Origin of the sequence: Parenemella sanctibonifatiensis, assembly GCF_002250565.1 — a bacterium.
Taxonomy (GTDB): domain Bacteria; phylum Actinomycetota; class Actinomycetes; order Propionibacteriales; family Propionibacteriaceae; genus Parenemella; species Parenemella sanctibonifatiensis.
Genome location: NZ_NMVJ01000006.1, coordinates 191134 through 208377, shown reverse-complemented (window position 1 = coordinate 208377; position 17244 = coordinate 191134). Strand labels below are relative to the sequence as shown.

15 protein-coding genes and 1 tRNA gene are annotated in these 17244 nt (G+C 68.1%); 9 read left to right on the top strand and 7 right to left on the bottom strand.

Translation table 11 applies throughout. The features are described 5' to 3' along the window. Window positions 1-266 precede the first annotated feature (266 nt). Genes thrB through lysA form a run of 3 tightly spaced genes read right to left on the bottom strand, consistent with a single transcriptional unit; the run spans window position 267 to window position 3946 of the window. Window positions 267-1169: a homoserine kinase gene (thrB, locus tag CGZ91_RS05545; RefSeq protein WP_094453285.1), complete on the bottom strand. Its 903-nt coding sequence runs from the start codon at window positions 1167-1169 to the stop codon at window positions 267-269. After that, a complete protein-coding gene (locus tag CGZ91_RS05540; RefSeq protein ID WP_094453283.1) occupies window positions 1166-2482 on the bottom strand; it encodes a homoserine dehydrogenase in 1317 nt (438 codons plus the stop codon). The genes thrB and CGZ91_RS05540 overlap by 4 nt, the downstream gene beginning before the upstream one ends. Window positions 2483-2488: 6 nt before the next feature. Then, entirely contained in the window at window positions 2489-3946 is a 1458-nt protein-coding gene (gene lysA, locus CGZ91_RS05535; protein WP_094453281.1) for a diaminopimelate decarboxylase, read from the bottom strand. A gap of 46 nt (window positions 3947-3992) precedes the next feature. On the opposite strand from lysA, the gene CGZ91_RS05530 reads away from it, so the two are divergent. From CGZ91_RS05530 to galK, 4 genes are all read left to right on the top strand, one after another. After that, window positions 3993-4064: transfer RNA gene (locus CGZ91_RS05530), tRNA-Arg, on the top strand. A 146-nt stretch (window positions 4065-4210) separates the two neighbouring features. Then, the gene (locus CGZ91_RS05525) at window positions 4211-5536 is read left to right on the top strand and encodes a glycosyltransferase family 87 protein (RefSeq protein WP_144276800.1); all 1326 of its coding nucleotides are present in this window, start codon (window positions 4211-4213) and stop codon (window positions 5534-5536) included. A gap of 20 nt (window positions 5537-5556) precedes the next feature. Beyond that, the gene (locus CGZ91_RS05520) at window positions 5557-9402 is read left to right on the top strand and encodes a multifunctional oxoglutarate decarboxylase/oxoglutarate dehydrogenase thiamine pyrophosphate-binding subunit/dihydrolipoyllysine-residue succinyltransferase subunit (RefSeq protein ID WP_094454092.1); all 3846 of its coding nucleotides are present in this window, start codon (window positions 5557-5559) and stop codon (window positions 9400-9402) included. A 10-nt stretch (window positions 9403-9412) separates the two neighbouring features. Beyond that, a complete protein-coding gene (gene galK, locus CGZ91_RS05515; protein ID WP_229116450.1) occupies window positions 9413-10579 on the top strand; it encodes a galactokinase in 1167 nt (388 codons plus the stop codon). Here the strand turns inward: galK and CGZ91_RS05510 are convergent. After that, window positions 10545-10916 carry a hypothetical protein gene (locus tag CGZ91_RS05510; RefSeq protein ID WP_094451187.1) on the bottom strand — a complete coding sequence of 124 codons (372 nt, stop codon included), beginning with the start codon at window positions 10914-10916 and terminating at the stop codon, window positions 10545-10547. The genes galK and CGZ91_RS05510 overlap by 35 nt on opposite strands. A gap of 284 nt (window positions 10917-11200) precedes the next feature. Between CGZ91_RS05510 and CGZ91_RS05505 the strand changes: the two genes are divergently transcribed. Further along, complete coding sequence (locus CGZ91_RS05505; protein ID WP_094451188.1) at window positions 11201-11449, top strand: WhiB family transcriptional regulator; 249 nt, start codon at window positions 11201-11203, stop codon at window positions 11447-11449. 11 nt (window positions 11450-11460) lie between these two features. On the opposite strand, the gene CGZ91_RS05500 is transcribed toward CGZ91_RS05505, so the two are convergent. Continuing rightward, on the bottom strand, window positions 11461-13029 hold the full coding sequence (locus CGZ91_RS05500) for a sensor histidine kinase (RefSeq protein ID WP_094453277.1): 1569 nt from the start codon (window positions 13027-13029) through the stop codon (window positions 11461-11463). 154 nt (window positions 13030-13183) lie between these two features. Between CGZ91_RS05500 and CGZ91_RS14945 the strand changes: the two genes are divergently transcribed. Further along, a complete protein-coding gene (locus tag CGZ91_RS14945; protein ID WP_373887156.1) occupies window positions 13184-13258 on the top strand; it encodes a 50S ribosomal protein bL37 in 75 nt (24 codons plus the stop codon). Window positions 13259-13326: 68 nt separating this feature from the next. On the opposite strand, the gene rsrA is transcribed toward CGZ91_RS14945, so the two are convergent. Next, entirely contained in the window at window positions 13327-13602 is a 276-nt protein-coding gene (gene rsrA, locus CGZ91_RS05495) for a mycothiol system anti-sigma-R factor (RefSeq protein WP_094453275.1), read from the bottom strand. 3 nt (window positions 13603-13605) lie between these two features. Then, complete coding sequence (locus CGZ91_RS05490) at window positions 13606-14307, bottom strand: sigma-70 family RNA polymerase sigma factor (protein WP_407670847.1); 702 nt, start codon at window positions 14305-14307, stop codon at window positions 13606-13608. A 122-nt stretch (window positions 14308-14429) separates the two neighbouring features. On the opposite strand from CGZ91_RS05490, the gene CGZ91_RS05485 reads away from it, so the two are divergent. From CGZ91_RS05485 to aroA, 3 genes are all read left to right on the top strand, one after another. Beyond that, window positions 14430-15170: an SOS response-associated peptidase gene (locus CGZ91_RS05485; protein ID WP_094453273.1), complete on the top strand. Its 741-nt coding sequence runs from the start codon at window positions 14430-14432 to the stop codon at window positions 15168-15170. A 189-nt stretch (window positions 15171-15359) separates the two neighbouring features. Further along, window positions 15360-15950 carry a DoxX family membrane protein gene (locus tag CGZ91_RS05480; RefSeq protein WP_094451192.1) on the top strand — a complete coding sequence of 197 codons (591 nt, stop codon included), beginning with the start codon at window positions 15360-15362 and terminating at the stop codon, window positions 15948-15950. After that, window positions 15947-17236, top strand: coding sequence for a 3-phosphoshikimate 1-carboxyvinyltransferase (aroA, locus tag CGZ91_RS05475; protein ID WP_094453271.1), 1290 nt, complete (start codon window positions 15947-15949; stop codon window positions 17234-17236). Before CGZ91_RS05480 ends, aroA begins: the two co-directional genes overlap by 4 nt. Window positions 17237-17244 lie beyond the last annotated feature (8 nt).

Below are 17244 nucleotides of genomic sequence, written 5' to 3'. Positions count from 1 at the left end.
TGGTGCCGGTGTTCGAAGCCTGTCCTGATGCAGGTCAACGACCGCGCGGGCACCAACCACGAATGAGGCAAATGATGTGTGTGATCCTCGACACCGGAAGCGTGCGCAGCTTCACAAACCTGCCCAGCCGGCGATCGGATCGGGATGCAAGCCCGAATCCTGCGGGCTGCACCCACACGGTACCAGAGCACTGCACCGCCGACCAAAGCACACCGCCGGCGACACGCACGACTCCGCTGCCGGCGTACGTCGGAACCCGCCCGGAACTACAGCGCCGACCTGACCCCCGCGCCGGGCACCAACACGTGCCGGGCAAATCCCTCATGGGTCGGCGGTTCCTGGTCGTCGGCGATCAGCGTCAGCACCGTCGGGCCCGCTCCCGACACCACGGCCGGGAATCCCTCGGCCCGCAGGGCCGCGATCCAGTCCCGGGTCTGCGGCATCAGGTCGCCGCGATGGCGTTGGTGCCACGGGTCCTCGGTGGCGGCCAGCAGCTGTTCCGGGCCGACGGCACCCGCCAGCGCCAGCGTCGTCAGCGCCAGTCGGGAGGATTCGGCGATGCTCTCCCCCACTGCCCGCGAGTCCGGCAGCACCTTCCGAGCGGTGCTGGTCGGCACCACCACGGTCGGCACGTCCACCACACAACGCCACTGCGGAGCCAGGTCCAGACTCACGAGCTGCGGGGCGGCCCGTTCCCCGACGCCCAGCACCGCACCGCCGAGCACGGCCGGGGCGGCATTGTCGGCGTGTCCCTCGATCCGGATCCCCAGCTCCAGGACGAAGTCGAGTCCCAGCTCCAGGTCGGGGCGGGCCAGCTGCCATGCCAGCGCCAACCCGGCGATGATCGCGGCGGCCGAGGATCCGATGCCGCGGCCGTGCGGGATGGTGTTGTGGGCAACGAAGTCGAATCCCGGGGCGGTGTGGCCCAGCTCGGCCAGCCCCCGCTTGATGGAGGCCAGGACCAGGTGGGACTCGTCGCGAGGAATGTCCTCGGCGCCCTCTCCCGTGACGGTCACCGTCGTGGTCGGTGCGACCGTCACGCTCATCTGGTCGCGCCAGTCCAGGGCGAGCCCCAAGCAGTCGAAGCCGGCCCCCAGATTGGCTGAGGTTGCCGGCACCGACACGGCACCGACCCGACCGACCGGCAGCGGGCTGACGCCGGAGCTCATCCCTCGACCCGCATCGGGCGGACCGGTCCGGTGACCTGGTCCAGCAGCCGCAGTTCGGCCACAGCGGCATCGAGATCCTGGGTGCGCGCGACATGGGTGACGATGACCAACTCCACGGCCTCGCCGACCGCGCCCTGCGCCTCCTGACGTACGGCACGCACCGAGACGTGGTTGCGAGCGAAGCAGGCCGCCACGCTCTCCAGCGTGCCGGCCACATCGGCCACCTGCAGTCGGATGTGGTACGCCGTGCGGATCGCCCCGGCATCGGCCACGGCCAGACCGCGATAGCTCGACTCCCCCGGCCCGGTCGCGCCACGCACCAGGTTGCGGGCGACCGTGACCAGGTCACCCATCACCGCGCTGGCGGTCGGGCTGCCACCAGCACCGGGGCCGTAGAACATCAGCCGCCCGGCGGACTGGGACTCGATGAAGATCGCGTTGTACGCCCCGTCCACCGAAGCCAACGGATGCTTGCGGGGCACCATGGTCGGGTGCACCCGCACCGCGACGGTCTCGTCCTCGGGGTTGACCTGACAGATCGCCAGCAGCTTCATCACCGAATCCATCGACTCAGCGGCAGCAATGTCCTCCGGCGTCACCTCGGTGATGCCCTCGCAGAAGACCTCCTCGGCGCGCACCCGGCAGTGGAAGGCCAAGCCGGCCAGGATCGCGGCCTTCGCGGCCGCATCGTGCCCGGCGACGTCGGCCGTCGGATCCGCCTCGGCGTACCCCAACTCCTGCGCCTCGGTGAGTGCGGACTCGAAGGTCTGCTTGTCGCTGTGCATCTTGTCGAGGATGTAATTGGTAGTGCCGTTGACGATGCCGATGATGCTGGTGATCTCGTCACCGACCAGCGACTCCCGCAGCGGCCGAATGATCGGGATGGCGCCGGCGACAGCGGCCTCGAAGTAGACGTCACGGCCGTTGCGTTCGGCAGTCTCGAAGATCTTCGCGCCGTGAGTGGCCAGCAGGGCCTTGTTGGCGGTCACCACCGAGGCGCCACGGTCCAGGGCTGCCAGCACGAGTTCACGAGCCGGTTCGATGCCGCCGATCAGCTCGACCACCAGGTCGACCTCCTCGGCCGTCACCAGTGCCAGCGGGTCGTCGGTGAGCAGGCTGGAGTCGATGCCGGGGCGCTCCCGGGTGGTGTCCCGGACCGCGATGCCGACCAGTTCCAGGCGGCGTCCGGCGCGGACCCGCAGGTCCTCGGCCTGCTCGGTCAGCAGCCGCGCCACGGCCGATCCGACCGTGCCACAGCCCAGCAGGGCAATGCGGACGGGCGAGGCCTCATCGATACGGCGATGGGGGGTCATGTCACCTCAGTTGTTCTTGGGTTGGGCATCGGTCTGGCGGCGGTAGGGCTCGTCCACCTCGAGGGCGAGTAGATCAGCAACAGTCTCACGCCGCACCAGCGTGCGCCACTGCCCGTGCTTGACCGCCACCACCGGCGGCCGTGGGACATGGTTGTAGTTGCTGGCCATCGATCGGCTGTACGCTCCCGCGCCCGGCACCGCCAGCAGGTCCCCCGGAGCGATGTCCGCCGGGACAAACTCGTCATGGACGACGATGTCGCCACCCTCACAGTGCTTGCCGACCACCCGCGCCAGCACCGGCTCGGCATCCGAGGTACGCGATGCCAGGGTGCAGGAGTACGCAGCGGCGTACAGGGCGGGGCGGATGTTGTCGCTCATGCCGCCGTCGACCGAGACGTAGTGGCGCAGCTTGCCGCCGTCCAGTTCGACCGGCTTCACGGTGCCGACCTGATAGAGCAGCAGGGTCGAGGGGCCGCTGATGGCGCGACCCGGCTCCACCGACATCGCCGGCACCGCCAGCCCGAGCGCGGCAGATTCCAGCTCCACGATCCTGCGGATGCCTGCTGCCAGATCGGCGGGGTCGGCTGGGCTGTCCTGGGTGGTGTACGCGATCCCGAAGCCGCCACCGAGGTCCAACTCGGCCAGTTCCCGGCCGTGGCGGTCCCGGAAGTCGGCCAGCGCCCGCAAGGTGCGCCGGGCAGCCTGCTCGAAGCCGGCCACCTCGAAGATCTGGGAACCGATGTGGGAGTGGATGCCGATCAGGTCCAACGCGGCGGACTCCTCGCAGCGGTCCAGGGCGCGCTCAGCCGGCGACCGACCCGTGCTGTTGACGGCCAGCGAGAAGCCGAACTTCTGGTCCTCGTGGGCAGTCGCAATGTAGTTGTGGGTGTGGGCCTCGATACCGGTGGTGACACGCAGCATCACCTGCGGGCGTACTGACAGCTCGGCGGCCAGCTGCTCCAACCGATCGATCTCGTCGAAGGAGTCGACCACAATCCGCCCGACGCCGACCTCGAGGGCCCGGCGCAGCTCGGCGACCGACTTGTTGTTGCCGTGCAGCGCCAGTCGGGCCGGGTCGGCACCTCCGGCCAGGGCGATCTCGAGCTCACCGCCGGTGCAGACGTCGATGTTGAGACCATCGGCGACCAGCCACTCCACCACCGCCCGGCACAGGAAGGACTTGCCGGCGTAATAGACCGACCAGCCCGCGAACGCATCACGGAAGGCGCGAGCTCGCTGCCGCAGGTCGTCCTCGTCCAGCACGTACGCGGGAGTGTCCACCTCCGCTGCCAGCTCGCTGACGCGGATCCCGCCGACCTCCACTTCACCGTCGGGCAGTCGGTGTACCGACGAACTCCACAGCGGCGCAACCAGCACGTTCACGTCGTCGGGGACCGACAGCCACGATGGTCGCAGCGACTGGGCATCGGCATGGATTGCACCGGCTACATGGCTGTGAGTCATGGACGCAAGCTTGCCAGAATCCTGCTAGGCTGTTCGACGCTGTTCAGCCCCCGTAGCTCAGGGGATAGAGCACCGCCCTCCGGAGGCGGGAGCCGAGGTTCGAATCCTCGCGGGGGCGCTGGCCATGGTGAGATGTGGCCCACGAGCGCGAAGCAGCAAGGCCGGACTTGGCTCGGGCCATGACCTGACAATCCACTGGGGCGCTGAAACGCGCGGCCCGACCAGGAGGTCTCCGGAGTGTCGATCGTGCGTCGTCTGTGGTCGATGCCTTCATGGAAGTGGGCCTTCGGATCGTGGTTGGCCGTCAAGGCCATTCACATGGCGCTGTGGACGGCCGCCGGCCTGGGCATCCAGGGCGATGTCATGTACTACTACAACCACACCTCGGCCCATTGGGCCGGCACTCCCCTGTCGGAGACCCTGGTCGAATATCCGACCCCGGTGGTGTGGATCCTGATGCTGCCGCTGATGATTCCGGGCGCCCAGTACAGCTACCTGTTCGGCTTCATCCTGATGACCTGGCTGTTGGACGCGGCCTTCGCGATCGCGCTGTGGCGCACCGGTGGCGAACACCGCGTGGAAGCGCTGCGGATGTGGCTGGTCTTCGTCCTGTTGATGGGGCCGCTGCTCTACATGCGCTTCGACGTGTTGCCCTCGGTGCTGGTGGGCGCGGCGATCCTGGTCAATGCGACCCGGCCCGCACTGGCCGGGTCCCTGCTCGGTTGGGGCGCAGCCACCAAACTGTGGCCCGCCGCGCTGCTGCCCACCCAGTGGACCGGCGACGGCAACCGGATCATGCGCAGTCTGGCCGGTGCGCTGGGCACCGGCGCGGCGTTGGTGGCGCTGAGCCTCATCTTCGGCGGTTGGGACCGGCTGATCTCCCCGCTGGGCTGGCAGTCCGACCGCGGCCTGCAGGTCGAGTCGGTCGCGGCGACCCCGGCCATGCTGTCGCGGATCTTCTTCGGGGACCACCAGATCGGCATGGCCTTCAACGCGTACGAGGTGTTCGGCCCGCTCACCGGGCCAATGCTCACCCTCAGCAGCATCGTTACAGTGGTCGGCTTCGCGCTGATCGTGGCGGGTGCAGTGGTGTGGGTACGCCGGGGCCGCGGCAGCCTCCCCGGCGTACTGCTACTACTGGCCGTGGTGACAGTGTTGGTGGTCGGCAACAAGGCGCTCAGCCCGCAGTACATGATCTGGCTCGGTGCCCCACTGGCAGCCGCGTTGGCGCTGCGCGGCCAGCCTCACTACTGGGCCGACGGGGAGGATGCCGCCGAGCACGGCGCAGCCTTGCGCAGTCTGGCGATGCAGGTGCTCCTCATCACCGCACTCACCCAGCTGGTGTATCCACTGACCTATTCCTGGCTGGTCCACGACCACCCACTCACTGGGGTGGCTGCCGCGATCCTGGCTGTCCGCAACGTGCTGCTGGTGGTCTTCGCGGTCTCGCTGGGCCGCACCCTGTGGCGTACCCTCAGCGCCCCGACCGGCGGCCGCGACCGGCCGGTCACCAACAGCCAGCCCGACACGGCCGACACACCCGGGATCACTGGGTCGGGACCAGATACCATCGGAACAGAAACCGCTTAGCTGCGAACGGGAAGAAGGCGATTGTGGCCACCGTGCCAGACAACTCCAACGACTTCGGCGCCAACGATTGGCTGATCGAGGACATGTACGACCAGTACAAGGAGGACCCCCAGTCGGTCGATGGAACGTGGCGAGCGTTCTTCGAATCGCGCGGGGAGACGCAGGGCGCCGGGGCCCCCGCGTCCGAGGCCGAACCCCCCAAGCCCGACCAGAAGCGGCCCGCTGCCAAGCCTGCCGGGCAGCAGCAGCCGGCGGCAACGAAGGCCGAGCCGACCGCCAAGCCCGTCGCGGCAGCCCAGGCTGAGCCCAAGAAGCCGGAGCCGGCTGCCAAGAAGAAGCCTGCCGCCAAGCCGGCCAAGAAAGCTCCCAGCCCCCGGTCCGGGGTGGAACAGCCCAATGAGGTCCGTGACGCCCGGCCCAGCAAGCCCGGTCGGGTGGGCAGCCTGCCCGCTGATCCGCCCAACCCGACGGTGGTGCAGGCACCCGAGGCCCCGGAACCGACCAAGACCAAGCTGCGCGGCGCGCCGATGCGGACCGCCCAGAACATGGAGTTGTCGCTCGAACTGCCGACCGCGACCAGCGTGCGTGCGGTGCCGATGAAGTTGGTCATCGACCAGCGGATCGTGATGAACAACCACCTGCGTCGTTCCCGCGGCGGCAAGGTCTCCTTCACCCACCTCATCGGGTATGCGATGATCCGGGCGCTGAAGTCGGTGCCGGCGATGAACAACAGCTACGAAGAGATCGACGGCAAGCCCCACCTGGTCGAGCCGAACACGATCAACCTCGGCCTGGCCATCGACCTGCCCAAGCCTGACGGCACCCGACAGTTGCTGGTCCCCAGCATCAAGGGCTGTGAGCACCTCGACTTCGCGCAGTTCTGGGCGGCGTACGAGGATCTGGTCGCCAAGGCTCGCAACAACAAGCTGACTCTGGACGACTTTGCGGGGACCACCGCGTCCTTGACCAACCCGGGCGGCATCGGCACCAACCACTCGGTGCCGCGGCTGATGCCCGGTCAGGGCACCATCCTGGGCGTCGGCTCGATCGACTACCCGGCCGAGTTCCAGGGCACCAGCGAGGCCCGCCTCAACGAGATGGGCGTCTCGAAGCTGCTCACCCTCACCTCGACCTATGACCATCGGGTCATCCAGGGCGCGCAGAGCGGTGAGTTTCTCAAGAAGATCCACGAGCTGTTGCTCGGCGCGGACAACTTCTACGACGACATCTTCCGCTCGTTGCGGATCCCCTACGAGCCGATCCGGTGGGCCACCGACGTCGCGGTGCGCCACGACGACGAGGTCTCCAAGGGGGCTCGGATCCGGGACCTGATCGCGGCGTACCGGACCTTGGGCCACCTGATGGCCGACACCGATCCGCTCGAGTACCGGATGCGTTCCCATCCCGACCTCGACGTCCTCACCCACGGCCTGACGCTGTGGGACCTGGATCGGGAGTTCCCGGTCGGCGACTTCGGCGGCGACCGTCGCACCATGAAGATGCGCGACATCCTCGGGCTGCTGCGTGACTCCTACTGCCGCAATGTCGGCATCGAGTACATGCACATGTCCGATCCGGAGCAGCGCCGCTGGATCCAGCGTCGGGTGGAGCGTCCGCACGTCGCCCTCCCTCGCGAGGAGCACCTGCGGATCCTCGACAAGCTCAGCGAAGCCGAGGTCTTCGAGACCTTCCTGCAGACCAAGTTCGTGGGTCAGAAGCGGTTCAGCCTGGAGGGCGCCGAGTCGACCATCGTGCTGCTGGACGAGATCTGCGAGCTGGCTGCCGACGACGAGCTCGAAGAGGTCGCGATCGGTATGCCGCACCGTGGCCGCCTCAATGTGCTGGCCAACATCGTCGGCAAGTCTTACAGCCAGATCTTCCAGGAGTTCGAGGGCAACATCGACCCGCGGACCGTCCAGGGATCCGGTGATGTGAAGTACCACCTGGGCGCCGAGGGCGAGTTCCAGGCCAGCTCGGGTCGCTACATCCGCACCTCGGTGGCGGCGAACCCGTCACACCTGGAGGCGGTCAACCCGGTGCTGGAGGGCATCACCCGCGCCAAGCAGGACTTCCTGGACCGGGGCTACGAGTTCCCGGTGCTGCCGGTGCTGCTGCACGGTGACGCGGCCTTCGCCGGCCAGGGCGTGGTGTTCGAGACGATGCAGATGTCGCAGCTGCGGGGTTACCGCACCGGCGGCACCATCCACATCGTCGTCAACAACCAGGTCGGCTTCACCACCTCGCCGACTGAGTCCCGTTCGGGCGTGTACGCCACCGACGTCGCCAAGGCTGTCCAGGCCCCGATCTTCCACGTGAACGGCGACGACCCGGAGGCCTGCGTCGAGGTCGCCAAGCTGGCGTACGCCTTCCGGCAGGAGTTCAACAAGGACGTCGTCATCGACCTGGTGTGCTACCGCCGCCGCGGTCACAACGAGGGCGACGACCCGAGCTTCACCCAGCCGCTGATGTATGACCTGATCGACCAGAAGCGCAGCACTCGCAAGCTCTACACCGAGGCGCTGATCGGCCGCGGTGACATTTCCGTCAGCGACGCCGAGGAGGCGCTCAACCACTTCCGGGAGCGGCTGGAGCAGCTGTTCGCGGAGACTCGGGCCGAGAAGGCGCAGCCGACCGACTACCACACGGTGCCGATCTATCCGGTCAAGCCCAACAGTGCCGAGCGCACCACGGCCGTGCCGGAATCCCTGCTGCGGGCCGTCTCGGATGCGTACCTGACGCCGCCGGAGAATTTCGAGGTGCACCCGAAGGTACGCCCGCAGCTCGAGCGCCGTGCGAAGTCGATCCTGGAGGGCCCGATCGACTGGGCCACCGCCGAGATCACCGCCTTCGGCACTCTGCTGCTCGAGGGTCGTCCGGTCCGGTTGACCGGTCAGGACAGCCGCCGCGGCACCTTCTCACAGCGGTTCGCCGCCGTCACCGACCGGGAGACCGGCGATGCCTGGGTGCCGCTGAAGCATCTGGGGCCGGAGCAGGAGAAGTTCTTCGTCTTCGACTCGCTGCTCAGTGAGTACGCTGCACTCGGCTTCGAGTACGGCTACTCCGTGGCACGCCCCGACGCCCTGGTGCTGTGGGAAGCCCAGTTCGGCGACTTCGTCAACGGCGCCCAGATCATCGCCGACGAGTTCCTCGCCGCGGGTCAGGCCAAATGGCAGCAGAAATCCGGCATCGTGCTGCTGTTGCCGCACGGTTACGAGGGTCAGGGACCTGACCACTCCTCGGCCCGGATCGAGCGGTGGCTGCAGCTGGTCGCCGAGGACAACATGGCCGTGTGCCAGCCCTCGACGCCGGCCAACTACTTCCACCTGCTGCGTCAGCACGCCTACGTCAACTGGCACCGCCCGCTGGTCGTGGCGACCCCGAAGTCGATGCTGCGTAACAAGCGGGCTGCCTCGCAGCCCGAGGAGTTCACCAGCGGCAAGTGGCAGCCGGCCCTGGCGGATCCCACCATCAGCGACCCCAGCAAGGTCCGCACCGTGATGCTGTGCTCGGGCAAGGTCCGCTGGGACTTGGTCGCCGAGCGGGAGAAGCGGAGTCTGGATGAGCAGGTCGCCATCGTGGCGGTCGAGCGGCTCTACCCGCTGGCTCACCAGGAACTCGTGGCGATCCTGTCCGACTACGACCACGTCACCGACGTGCGGTGGGTCCAGGACGAGCCGGAGAACCAGGGGCCGTACATCTTCCTGCGGCAGAACCTCTTCCCGCTGCTCAACCAGGGCCTCAAGCGTGAACTCGAGATCCGCGGCGTGACCCGGCCGGCTTCGGCCGCGCCGTCGGTGGGATCGATCAAGGTGCACCAGGTCGAGCAGCAGGAGCTGATGGAGCGCGCCTACTCCGATCTCGCCTGAGGCGGGAGGGGTGAGCGAGTACAGTCCCGTGACCGAGCACAAGGTCGACGCTCTGGCCGAACTGCACCGTCACCACCACGGCCGTGACCCTGTCGTGGTGTGGGCGGCGCCCGGCCGGGTCAACTTGATCGGCGAACACACCGACTACAACGGTGGTTTCGTGATGCCGTTCGCGTTGCGCCAGTCCGCGGTCGTCGTGGCCAGTCCGCAGGCGTCGGGGTGGACTGTCGCCTCCGAGCTGACCGGCGAACGGCACCATCTGGGGGCCGACCAACTGCAGCCCGGCACCGGGGGCTGGCAGGCGTACCTGTTCGGTGTGGTGTGGGCCCTGCGGGAGGCCGGCCACGACGTGGTCCCAGCTGCGCTGACGCTGCGCTCGGACGTGCCGGTGGGGGCGGGTCTCTCGTCCTCTGCTGCGATCGAGTGCGCCGCGCTCGGTGCGCTGGCAGACCTGTCCGGTCTGGAGCTGGATGGGCTGACCCGGGCCAAGCTCGCCCAGCGCGCCGAGAACGCCTACGTCGGCGCTCCGACCGGCCTGTTGGACCAGGCTGCCTCGACGCTGTGCACCGAAGGGCACATGCTTTTCTTCGACTGCGACTCGCTGACCGGAGAGAACATCCCGCTGCCATTGGCGCAGCGGGGCCACGAGATCCTGGTGCTCGACACCAACACTCCCCACAGCCACGTCGACGGCGAGTACGCCGAACGCCGCGCCGGCTGTGAGGAGGCCGCGCGCCGCCTCGGCGTACCGACGTTGCGGCAGGTCACCGACCCGGAACAGGCATTGGCGGACCTCGCCGACGACGATCGACTGCACCGGTATGCCCGCCATGTCCTCACCGAGAACGACCGGGTGCTGCAGGCCGTGACGGCGGGCCGCGATGCCGACTTCGCCGCGCTCGGCCCGCTGCTGGATGCCTCACACGTGTCGATGCGACAGGACTACCGGATCACCGTTGCCACCGTCGACGCGGCCGTGGAGACGTCACGCGAAGCCGGCGCCTTGGGCGCCCGGATGACCGGGGGTGGTTTCGGCGGCTGCATCATTGCTCTGTGCCGGGCCGGCGAGTCCGACCGGATCGGGGCAGCGGTGGCCGACCGGTTCGCCCGGGAAGGGTGGACGGCACCGGATTGGTTCAGCGTCACCCCTGGCCCGGGGGCCCGTAGGGTGAACTGAGGCCGAGTTCGGCGGTGGTCTGCGGCAGTACCAGCAGGACAATCACCAGCAGGCTGACGGCGATCACGGCGATGCCCACCGCCACGGTGGCGCCACCCAGAAAACTGGCACCGACCGCAAGATGGATGATGCTCGCGGCCACTGCGGGCCCCCGGGCCCAGCCGCGCAGCCGCAGCAGCCCACGGGCAGTGATGAGCAGGAACACGGCGTACCCGAGGGTGACGGCCGCAATCAGCCAGCCCATCGCGTCGCGGGCGCCCCACACCACGTCGAGCACCCCCACCACCGCCAACGTGACGCCGATCAGCGCAAGAGCGATCGAAGCGATCCAGATCACAATGGAAGGTCTTGCCCTGTGGGGGGACTTGCTCGTAGGCTGGGCGTTCACGGACGTCATGCTAACGAGTTCCCCACGTTCCGTCCTCCCATCGCCGGTGTTGCTGCGCCGGACTGCGCCCTGAGCCGGTCCGCCAGTTGCCGGGCCTGCGGGTTTCAAACCCTCAAGTCGGGGTGACGAGTCTGACCATGGAAACTGAACGGGGTCTTGCCTGACCGTCCTAGACTTGCCACGCTTGTGGCCAGCGGCCACGGTCGCTGCCCGGCAGAAGGAGATGTGTACGCATGGATTGGCGCCACGAGGCTGCCTGTCTCGAAGAGGACCCCGAGCTGTTCTTCCCGATTGGGAACACCGGCCCGGCCCTGCTTCAGATCGAGGAGGCCAAGAAGGTCTGCCAGCGCTGCCCGGTGACGGAGCGCTGTCTGGCCTGGGCGCTCGAGGCCGGACAGGACCACGGTGTCTGGGGCGGCCTCTCCGAGGATGAGCGTCGGGCGATGAAGCGCCGCGCTGCCCGTTCCCGCGTTCGCAGCTGACCTCGTCCCCTTCACTCGGCCGGGAAGTCCGGCCCCAGATCGTCCATGGGTTCCTCGTCAGGGGTGTCGTCGAGCAAGTCCTGGAAGGTCAACGTACGCGCTCCGTTGGCAGTGATCCGACCGATCGTCGGGTCGCCCAGGTCCGGAATCGGAAGCTCGATCCGGGCGCAGCTGCCGGGCCCGTCGTCGTTGCTCTGCAAGGAGAACCGACCATTCAGGTCGGAGACCAGACTCTTGACGATGGACAGCCCCAGGCTGCTGGTCGAGCCGAGATCGAAGTCGTCGGGCAGTCCGGTCCCCCGGTCCAACACCTCGACGGTCAGCCAGCTCGGCTCCCGGTGCGGATGGACGTCCACCACACCGTCACCCTGACGCAGTCCGTGCTCAACGGCGTTCTGACACAGCTCGGTCAGCACCAGGGACAGGCTGGTCGCCACGGTGCCGGGCACCAGCCCGAAGCTCGCGTGGCGGGTGCCGATGACGGTGCCACCGGTGGCAGCGACATCGCCGACCATCTTGAGGATCTGGTCGCAGACCTGGTCGAAGGCGACGATCTCGTCGTAGTTCTGGGACAGGATCTCGTGGACCACGGCAATCGACGCCACCCGACCCATGGCGCTGCGCAGCGCCACGCGGCCCTCCTCCGAGGAGATCCGCCGAGACTGCAGCCGCAGCAACGCCGCCACGGTCTGCAGATTGTTCTTCACCCGGTGATGAATCTCACGGATGGTGGCGTCCTTGGTGACGAGCTGGCGTTCGTGTCGGCGCACCTCGGTGGTGTCGCGGCACAGCACCAACGAGCCAACTGGGCGGCCGTCGTCACCGCGCAGCTTGAGCACCCGCAACTGCGCGGCGCTGTTGCCGACGGTCAGTTCCGCATCGGCCAGGGCGGCCGCCTGCAGTTCCTGGACGGTGTGTTCCTTGAGGACGGTGGCGTTGAGGCCGATCTCGAAGAAGTTCTCATCGATCAGATCGGTGGCCAGGCCCATCCTCCGAAAGATGCTGACCGCATTGGGACTGGCATAGCTGACGTCGCCGGTCGGCCCGAGCGTGATGACGCCGTCGCCGACCCGCGGTGAGGGGCGGGTGGTGCGCTGGGCGGGCGGAAACCAGCCGTGCCACAGCATCGTCTCGAGCCGCTGTGCGGTCTCCAGGTAGGCATCCTCCAGAGCGCCGGTGGCCCGGATCCCCATGCGATTGGTGTGCCGCTCCACGACAGCGATGACGCGGCTGTCGCGCACGATCGGGATGGCCGCGACATCGACGGGGATGCCGGCCTGCAACTGGTGGTCGGTGGTGTCGCAGATGACCCCGGTCTGATAGGCGACGGTGACCAGGTGTTCGGGGTCGTAGCCGATCTCCTCGCCGACCGCGTCGTCCTCGAGCGCGGTCGGACCGGTGGTGGGGCGGACCTGGGCGATCGCTTGGAAGATGTTGTCGTCCTCCTCGGGGACCCACAGCACCAGGTCGGAGAAGGACAGGTCGGCGAGCAGATGCCATTCCTCGGTGAGCCGCTCCAACCACGCCAGCTGCTGCTTCGAAACCCAGGAGCCAGAGCCTTCGGGCATGTTGATCGCCATGGCTCATTGCTAGGGCACCGGGGCGTCAGATGCAAATGGCTGACCGGCGATCCGAGTGGGTTCGGATCGTTTCGGTGGTCAGGCGGTTCGGTCAGGTTGGCGCCGCGGCTGTCATCCGTGGCAAAATGGGGGCTTCGTCTAACAGGAGGCTGCCATGGGCAAGACCGGTCGCAAGCGCCGCGCTCGGCGCAAGAAGAACGCAAACCACGGCAAGCGCCCCAACGCCTGAGCGCCTGCCACACACCACGACCCCCGCATGCGGTGCGGGGGTTTCGTGTTTCCGGGCCCGGATGGGCCTCAGTCGGTCTGGATGCGGATCTGGGTGATCCGGACGCGCAGCGACTTCGGCGCCTGCGCGGCGCAGGAGCGGCGTACGGCTTCCCGGATCGCCGTCTCCAGCTCGAAGGCATCCATGCACGGTTCGCACGCTGCCAAGTGGAGCCGGATGTCGTCGGCGTGCATCGCCTGGAGTTCGTCGTCCAGGAACGTGAACATGTTGGTCAGCGCGTCGGCGCAGGCGTCCACATGGGCCGGGATGTCGGCCTGGAGGCGGCGGGGATCAGGTGTCGTCATCACTCACACCCCTGCCGGCTGGTGCCCGGCCAGCAGTTCACGCAGCTGGCGGCGGCCACGGTTGAGGCGTGACATCACGGTGCCGATCGGCGTGCCCATGATCTCGGCGATCTGCTTGTACGAGAAACCCTCCACGTCGGCCAACAGCACCGCCAGTCGCCTTTCGGGCGGCAGCGAATCCAAGGCGTCGGTGATGACGGTGTCGGGGATCAGCCGCATTGCTTCCGTCTCGGCTGAGGGCAGCCCAGACGAGGTGTGCCCGGCCGCACTGTGCAACTGCCAGTCCTCGACATCGGAGGAGTCGGAGAACTGTGGTTGCCGCTGCTGCTTGCGGTAAGTGCTGATGTAGGCGTTGGTGAGGATCCGATAGAGCCAAGCCTTGAGGTTGGTGCCCGGCTTGAACTGGTGGAAGGCCGCGAACGCTTTGGTGTAGGTCTCCTGGACCAGGTCTTCGGCGTCGGTGGGGTTGCGGGTCATCCGCATGGCGGCGCCGTACAGCTGGTCGACGTATTCCATCGCCTCCGCGACGAAGCGTTCGCTGCGCTCCTCCGGCGTTTCGTCGCGTTCGGGCTCACCGGCCTCGGTGCGGTCGACCGCATCTTCGGGGAGGCCTGTCTCGGTCTCACTCATCACCGGCCAGTCTAGCCCGTGGGTCACCGCCGCCCCGCGGGCGTACCCGACTCGTTCTTCGACCATGACTGCCATGTCAGTGTCAACGCGGAATCGGGCAGAACATTCCCGGGCTGGTGCGACATTCCCGGGCTGGCGCGGCAGCGGCACGTGGGTCTTGGGTGTCATGGACAGACCCGACTGGCACAGTGGCTGCCATGTGTGGGCGCTATGTGATCGGCAGCAACGACGGGGAGTTGGCCACCGAGTTTGACGTGGAGTCCGCCCTGCCCGACTGGATCGCTGACCACCGACCACCGCGGTACAACATCGCGCCGACTGATCCGGTGCCGGCGATCGTGGTGGCGCAGCGGGGCGATCTGTCCGGTCAGCGGACGATGACGGCACTGCGCTGGGGGCTGGTGCCAAGTTGGGCCAGGGATCCAACGATCGGTTCCCGGATGATCAACGCCCGCTCCGAAACGGTGGCGGAGAAGCCGTCCTTCCGCAAGGCGTTCCGCACCCGTCGGTGTCTGCTGCCGGCGTCGGGTTACTACGAGTGGTATCGCCAGACCGACGAGCAGGGAAAGGTACGCAAGCGGCCCCACTTCATCCACCGCGACGACGGTCGGCTGCTGGCGATGGCCGGCCTGTACGAGTGGTGGCATGACGACGCCGGCATCGCCACCCCGGACGGTGAACCGGGGTGGCTGGGCAGCTGCACCATCATCACCACCGCCGCCGCCGACTCGGTCGGGCACCTGCACGACCGGATGCCGATGGTGATCGAGGCCGATGGCTGGCAGGACTGGCTCTCCCCCGATCTGACCGAGCCCGAGGACATCTGGCCGCTGCTGGCGGTCACCCAGGCCGAACGGCTCCAGGCGTACGAGGTCGGCACCGCCGTGGGCAACGTTGCCGCCCAAGGGCCGGGACTGATCGAGCCGCTGGCTGACTGACACTCCAAAGGTGAGGGTTGCGGGCGGTGTCGGGGTGTGGTCGGGCGTACCGGAGCGGGACCCGGCGGCAGCCGGGGCGCGCGGAGGTGGGCGGGACGCCGCCCCCAATCCCTACCGGCAGCACTGCCCGTGCCCGCGACACGCACCCCCGCTGTTGGCGCCCAGCAACGGACACGGTAGAAAAGGACCATGAGTCTTCTGCATACCGCAGGCCGCTGGATGCTGGCCGCGCACTTCGTGTACCAGGGCATCAATGCCGTCAAGGACCCGAGCTCGCTGGCCCCGGACGCAGAGCCCCTCACCGACATGGCCGTTCCGCTGGCCAAGCGGGTCGCGCCTGCCCAGTTCACCGGATACATCCCGGAGCGGGCTGACACCTGGGTGCGCATCAGCGGCGCCGCTCAGGTCGTCGGTGGCGCGGCCCTGGCCACCGGGATCGGTCGCCGCTTCGGCGCCACCGTGCTCAGCGTCGTCCAGCTGGCCCACGTTGCCGCGGTGAACCCGCTCACCGGCACCACCACCGAGGAGAAGGCCGCCAACCGCGGCCACTTCCTGCGCAACCTCTCCCTGCTCGGCGCCACCGTCCTCGCCAGCCAGGACACCCAGGGCAAGCCCGGTCTGGCGTGGCGTGCCGACCACACCACCAAGCAGTTGGGCCTGAAGGCCGAGCAGTCCCGCAAGGACATCAGCCGCAAGGCCGAGAAGGCCCGCAAGAATCTGGAGAAGAAGGCATCCAAGGCCGCCAAGAAGGCCGAGAAGCAGGCCAAGAAGCTCGCGTGACTGCATGGAGTACGCCCGTGGCCACCGGCGCTGTCGGTGGCACGGTGCAGGTGCCCGGCTCGAAATCCGAGACCAACCGGGCGTTGGTGCTGGCTGCGCTCGCCGACGGACCGGGCACGCTGTCCGGCGCTCTGGAAGCACGCGACACCCAGTTGATGCGCGATGCATTGACCGCACTGGGAGCCAAGATCGACGACTCGGATCCGCTGCTGTGGCGGATCACCCCGATCGACGAGGTGACTGCGGGCGCGACCATCGACTGCGGTCTGGCCGGCACGGTGATGAGGTTCGTGCCGCCGGTGGCGGCACTCGCGCCGGGCACTGTCGACTTCACCGGTGACACCCACGCCAAGGAACGCCCCATGGCCGGGCTGCTCCAGGCGCTGCGTGACCTCGGCGCCGGCGTCGACGGCGATTCATTGCCGTTCACGCTCACCGGCAACCCTGATCTGGGCGCCACCACGAGGATCCTCGAGGTCGACTCGTCGGCGACCAGCCAGTACATCTCCGGTCTGCTCCTGGTGGCCCCTCGGCTACCGCAGGGCCTGACTGTGGAACATGTCGGCGACACGCTGCCCTCACTCCCCCACATCGGGATGACGGTGGCTTGGCTGCGCGACGCCGGTGTCGTCGTCGACGATGCGGTGCCGCGGCGCTGGCGGGTGCAGCCCGGTCCGATCGCCGCCCGCGAGGCACGAGTCGAGCCGGACCTGACCAATGCTGCCGTTTTCCTTGCTGCGGCCGCCGTCACCGGGGGCGAGGTCACCGTTCCAGGCTGGCCCACCGAGACCGACCAGCCCGGTGACCTGATCCGCGACATCCTCGCCAAGATGGGTGCTGAGGTGGACTTCACCGATGCCGGCCTGCGAGTCCGCGGCACCGGCGTGCTCCATGGCATCGACGTCGATCTTCATCCAGCCAGCGAACTCACCCCGGTCGTGGCCGCGTTGGCTGCGCTGGCCTCGGGTGAATCGCGACTGCGCAACATCGGCCACATCCGCGGCCACGAGACCGACCGACTCGCCGCACTCGCGACTGAGTTCGGACGGCTCGGGATCGGTGTCGAGGAAGAGTCCGATGCATTGACCATCACCGGTGTCGGATCGAATCCGCCTGGCGACGGCGGCACCTTCGCCACCTACGCCGACCACCGGATGGCTCACGCCGGGGCGATCGTGGGGTTGCGGTTGCCTCAGGTGAGCCTGGACGACGTCTCGTGCACCTCGAAGACCATGCCGACCTTCCCGCAGCTGTGGACCGATCTGATCGCGACCGCCCAGTCGTGATCAGCTGC

Coding starts and splice junctions, on each gene's coding strand:
- CGZ91_RS05540 (WP_094453283.1), bottom strand. CDS start 2,482: ATGACCCCCCATCGCCGTATCGATGAGGCCTCGCCCGTCCGCATTGCC.
- CGZ91_RS05505 (WP_094451188.1), top strand. CDS start 11,201: ATGGATTGGCGCCACGAGGCTGCCTGTCTCGAAGAGGACCCCGAGCTG.
- CGZ91_RS05525 (WP_144276800.1), top strand. CDS start 4,211: ATGCCTTCATGGAAGTGGGCCTTCGGATCGTGGTTGGCCGTCAAGGCC.
- rsrA (WP_094453275.1), bottom strand. CDS start 13,602: ATGACGACACCTGATCCCCGCCGCCTCCAGGCCGACATCCCGGCCCAT.
- CGZ91_RS05480 (WP_094451192.1), top strand. CDS start 15,360: ATGAGTCTTCTGCATACCGCAGGCCGCTGGATGCTGGCCGCGCACTTC.
- CGZ91_RS05490 (WP_407670847.1), bottom strand. CDS start 14,307: ATGGCAGTCATGGTCGAAGAACGAGTCGGGTACGCCCGCGGGGCGGCG.
- CGZ91_RS05485 (WP_094453273.1), top strand. CDS start 14,430: ATGTGTGGGCGCTATGTGATCGGCAGCAACGACGGGGAGTTGGCCACC.
- CGZ91_RS05500 (WP_094453277.1), bottom strand. CDS start 13,029: ATGGCGATCAACATGCCCGAAGGCTCTGGCTCCTGGGTTTCGAAGCAG.
- lysA (WP_094453281.1), bottom strand. CDS start 3,946: ATGACTCACAGCCATGTAGCCGGTGCAATCCATGCCGATGCCCAGTCG.
- thrB (WP_094453285.1), bottom strand. CDS start 1,169: ATGAGCTCCGGCGTCAGCCCGCTGCCGGTCGGTCGGGTCGGTGCCGTG.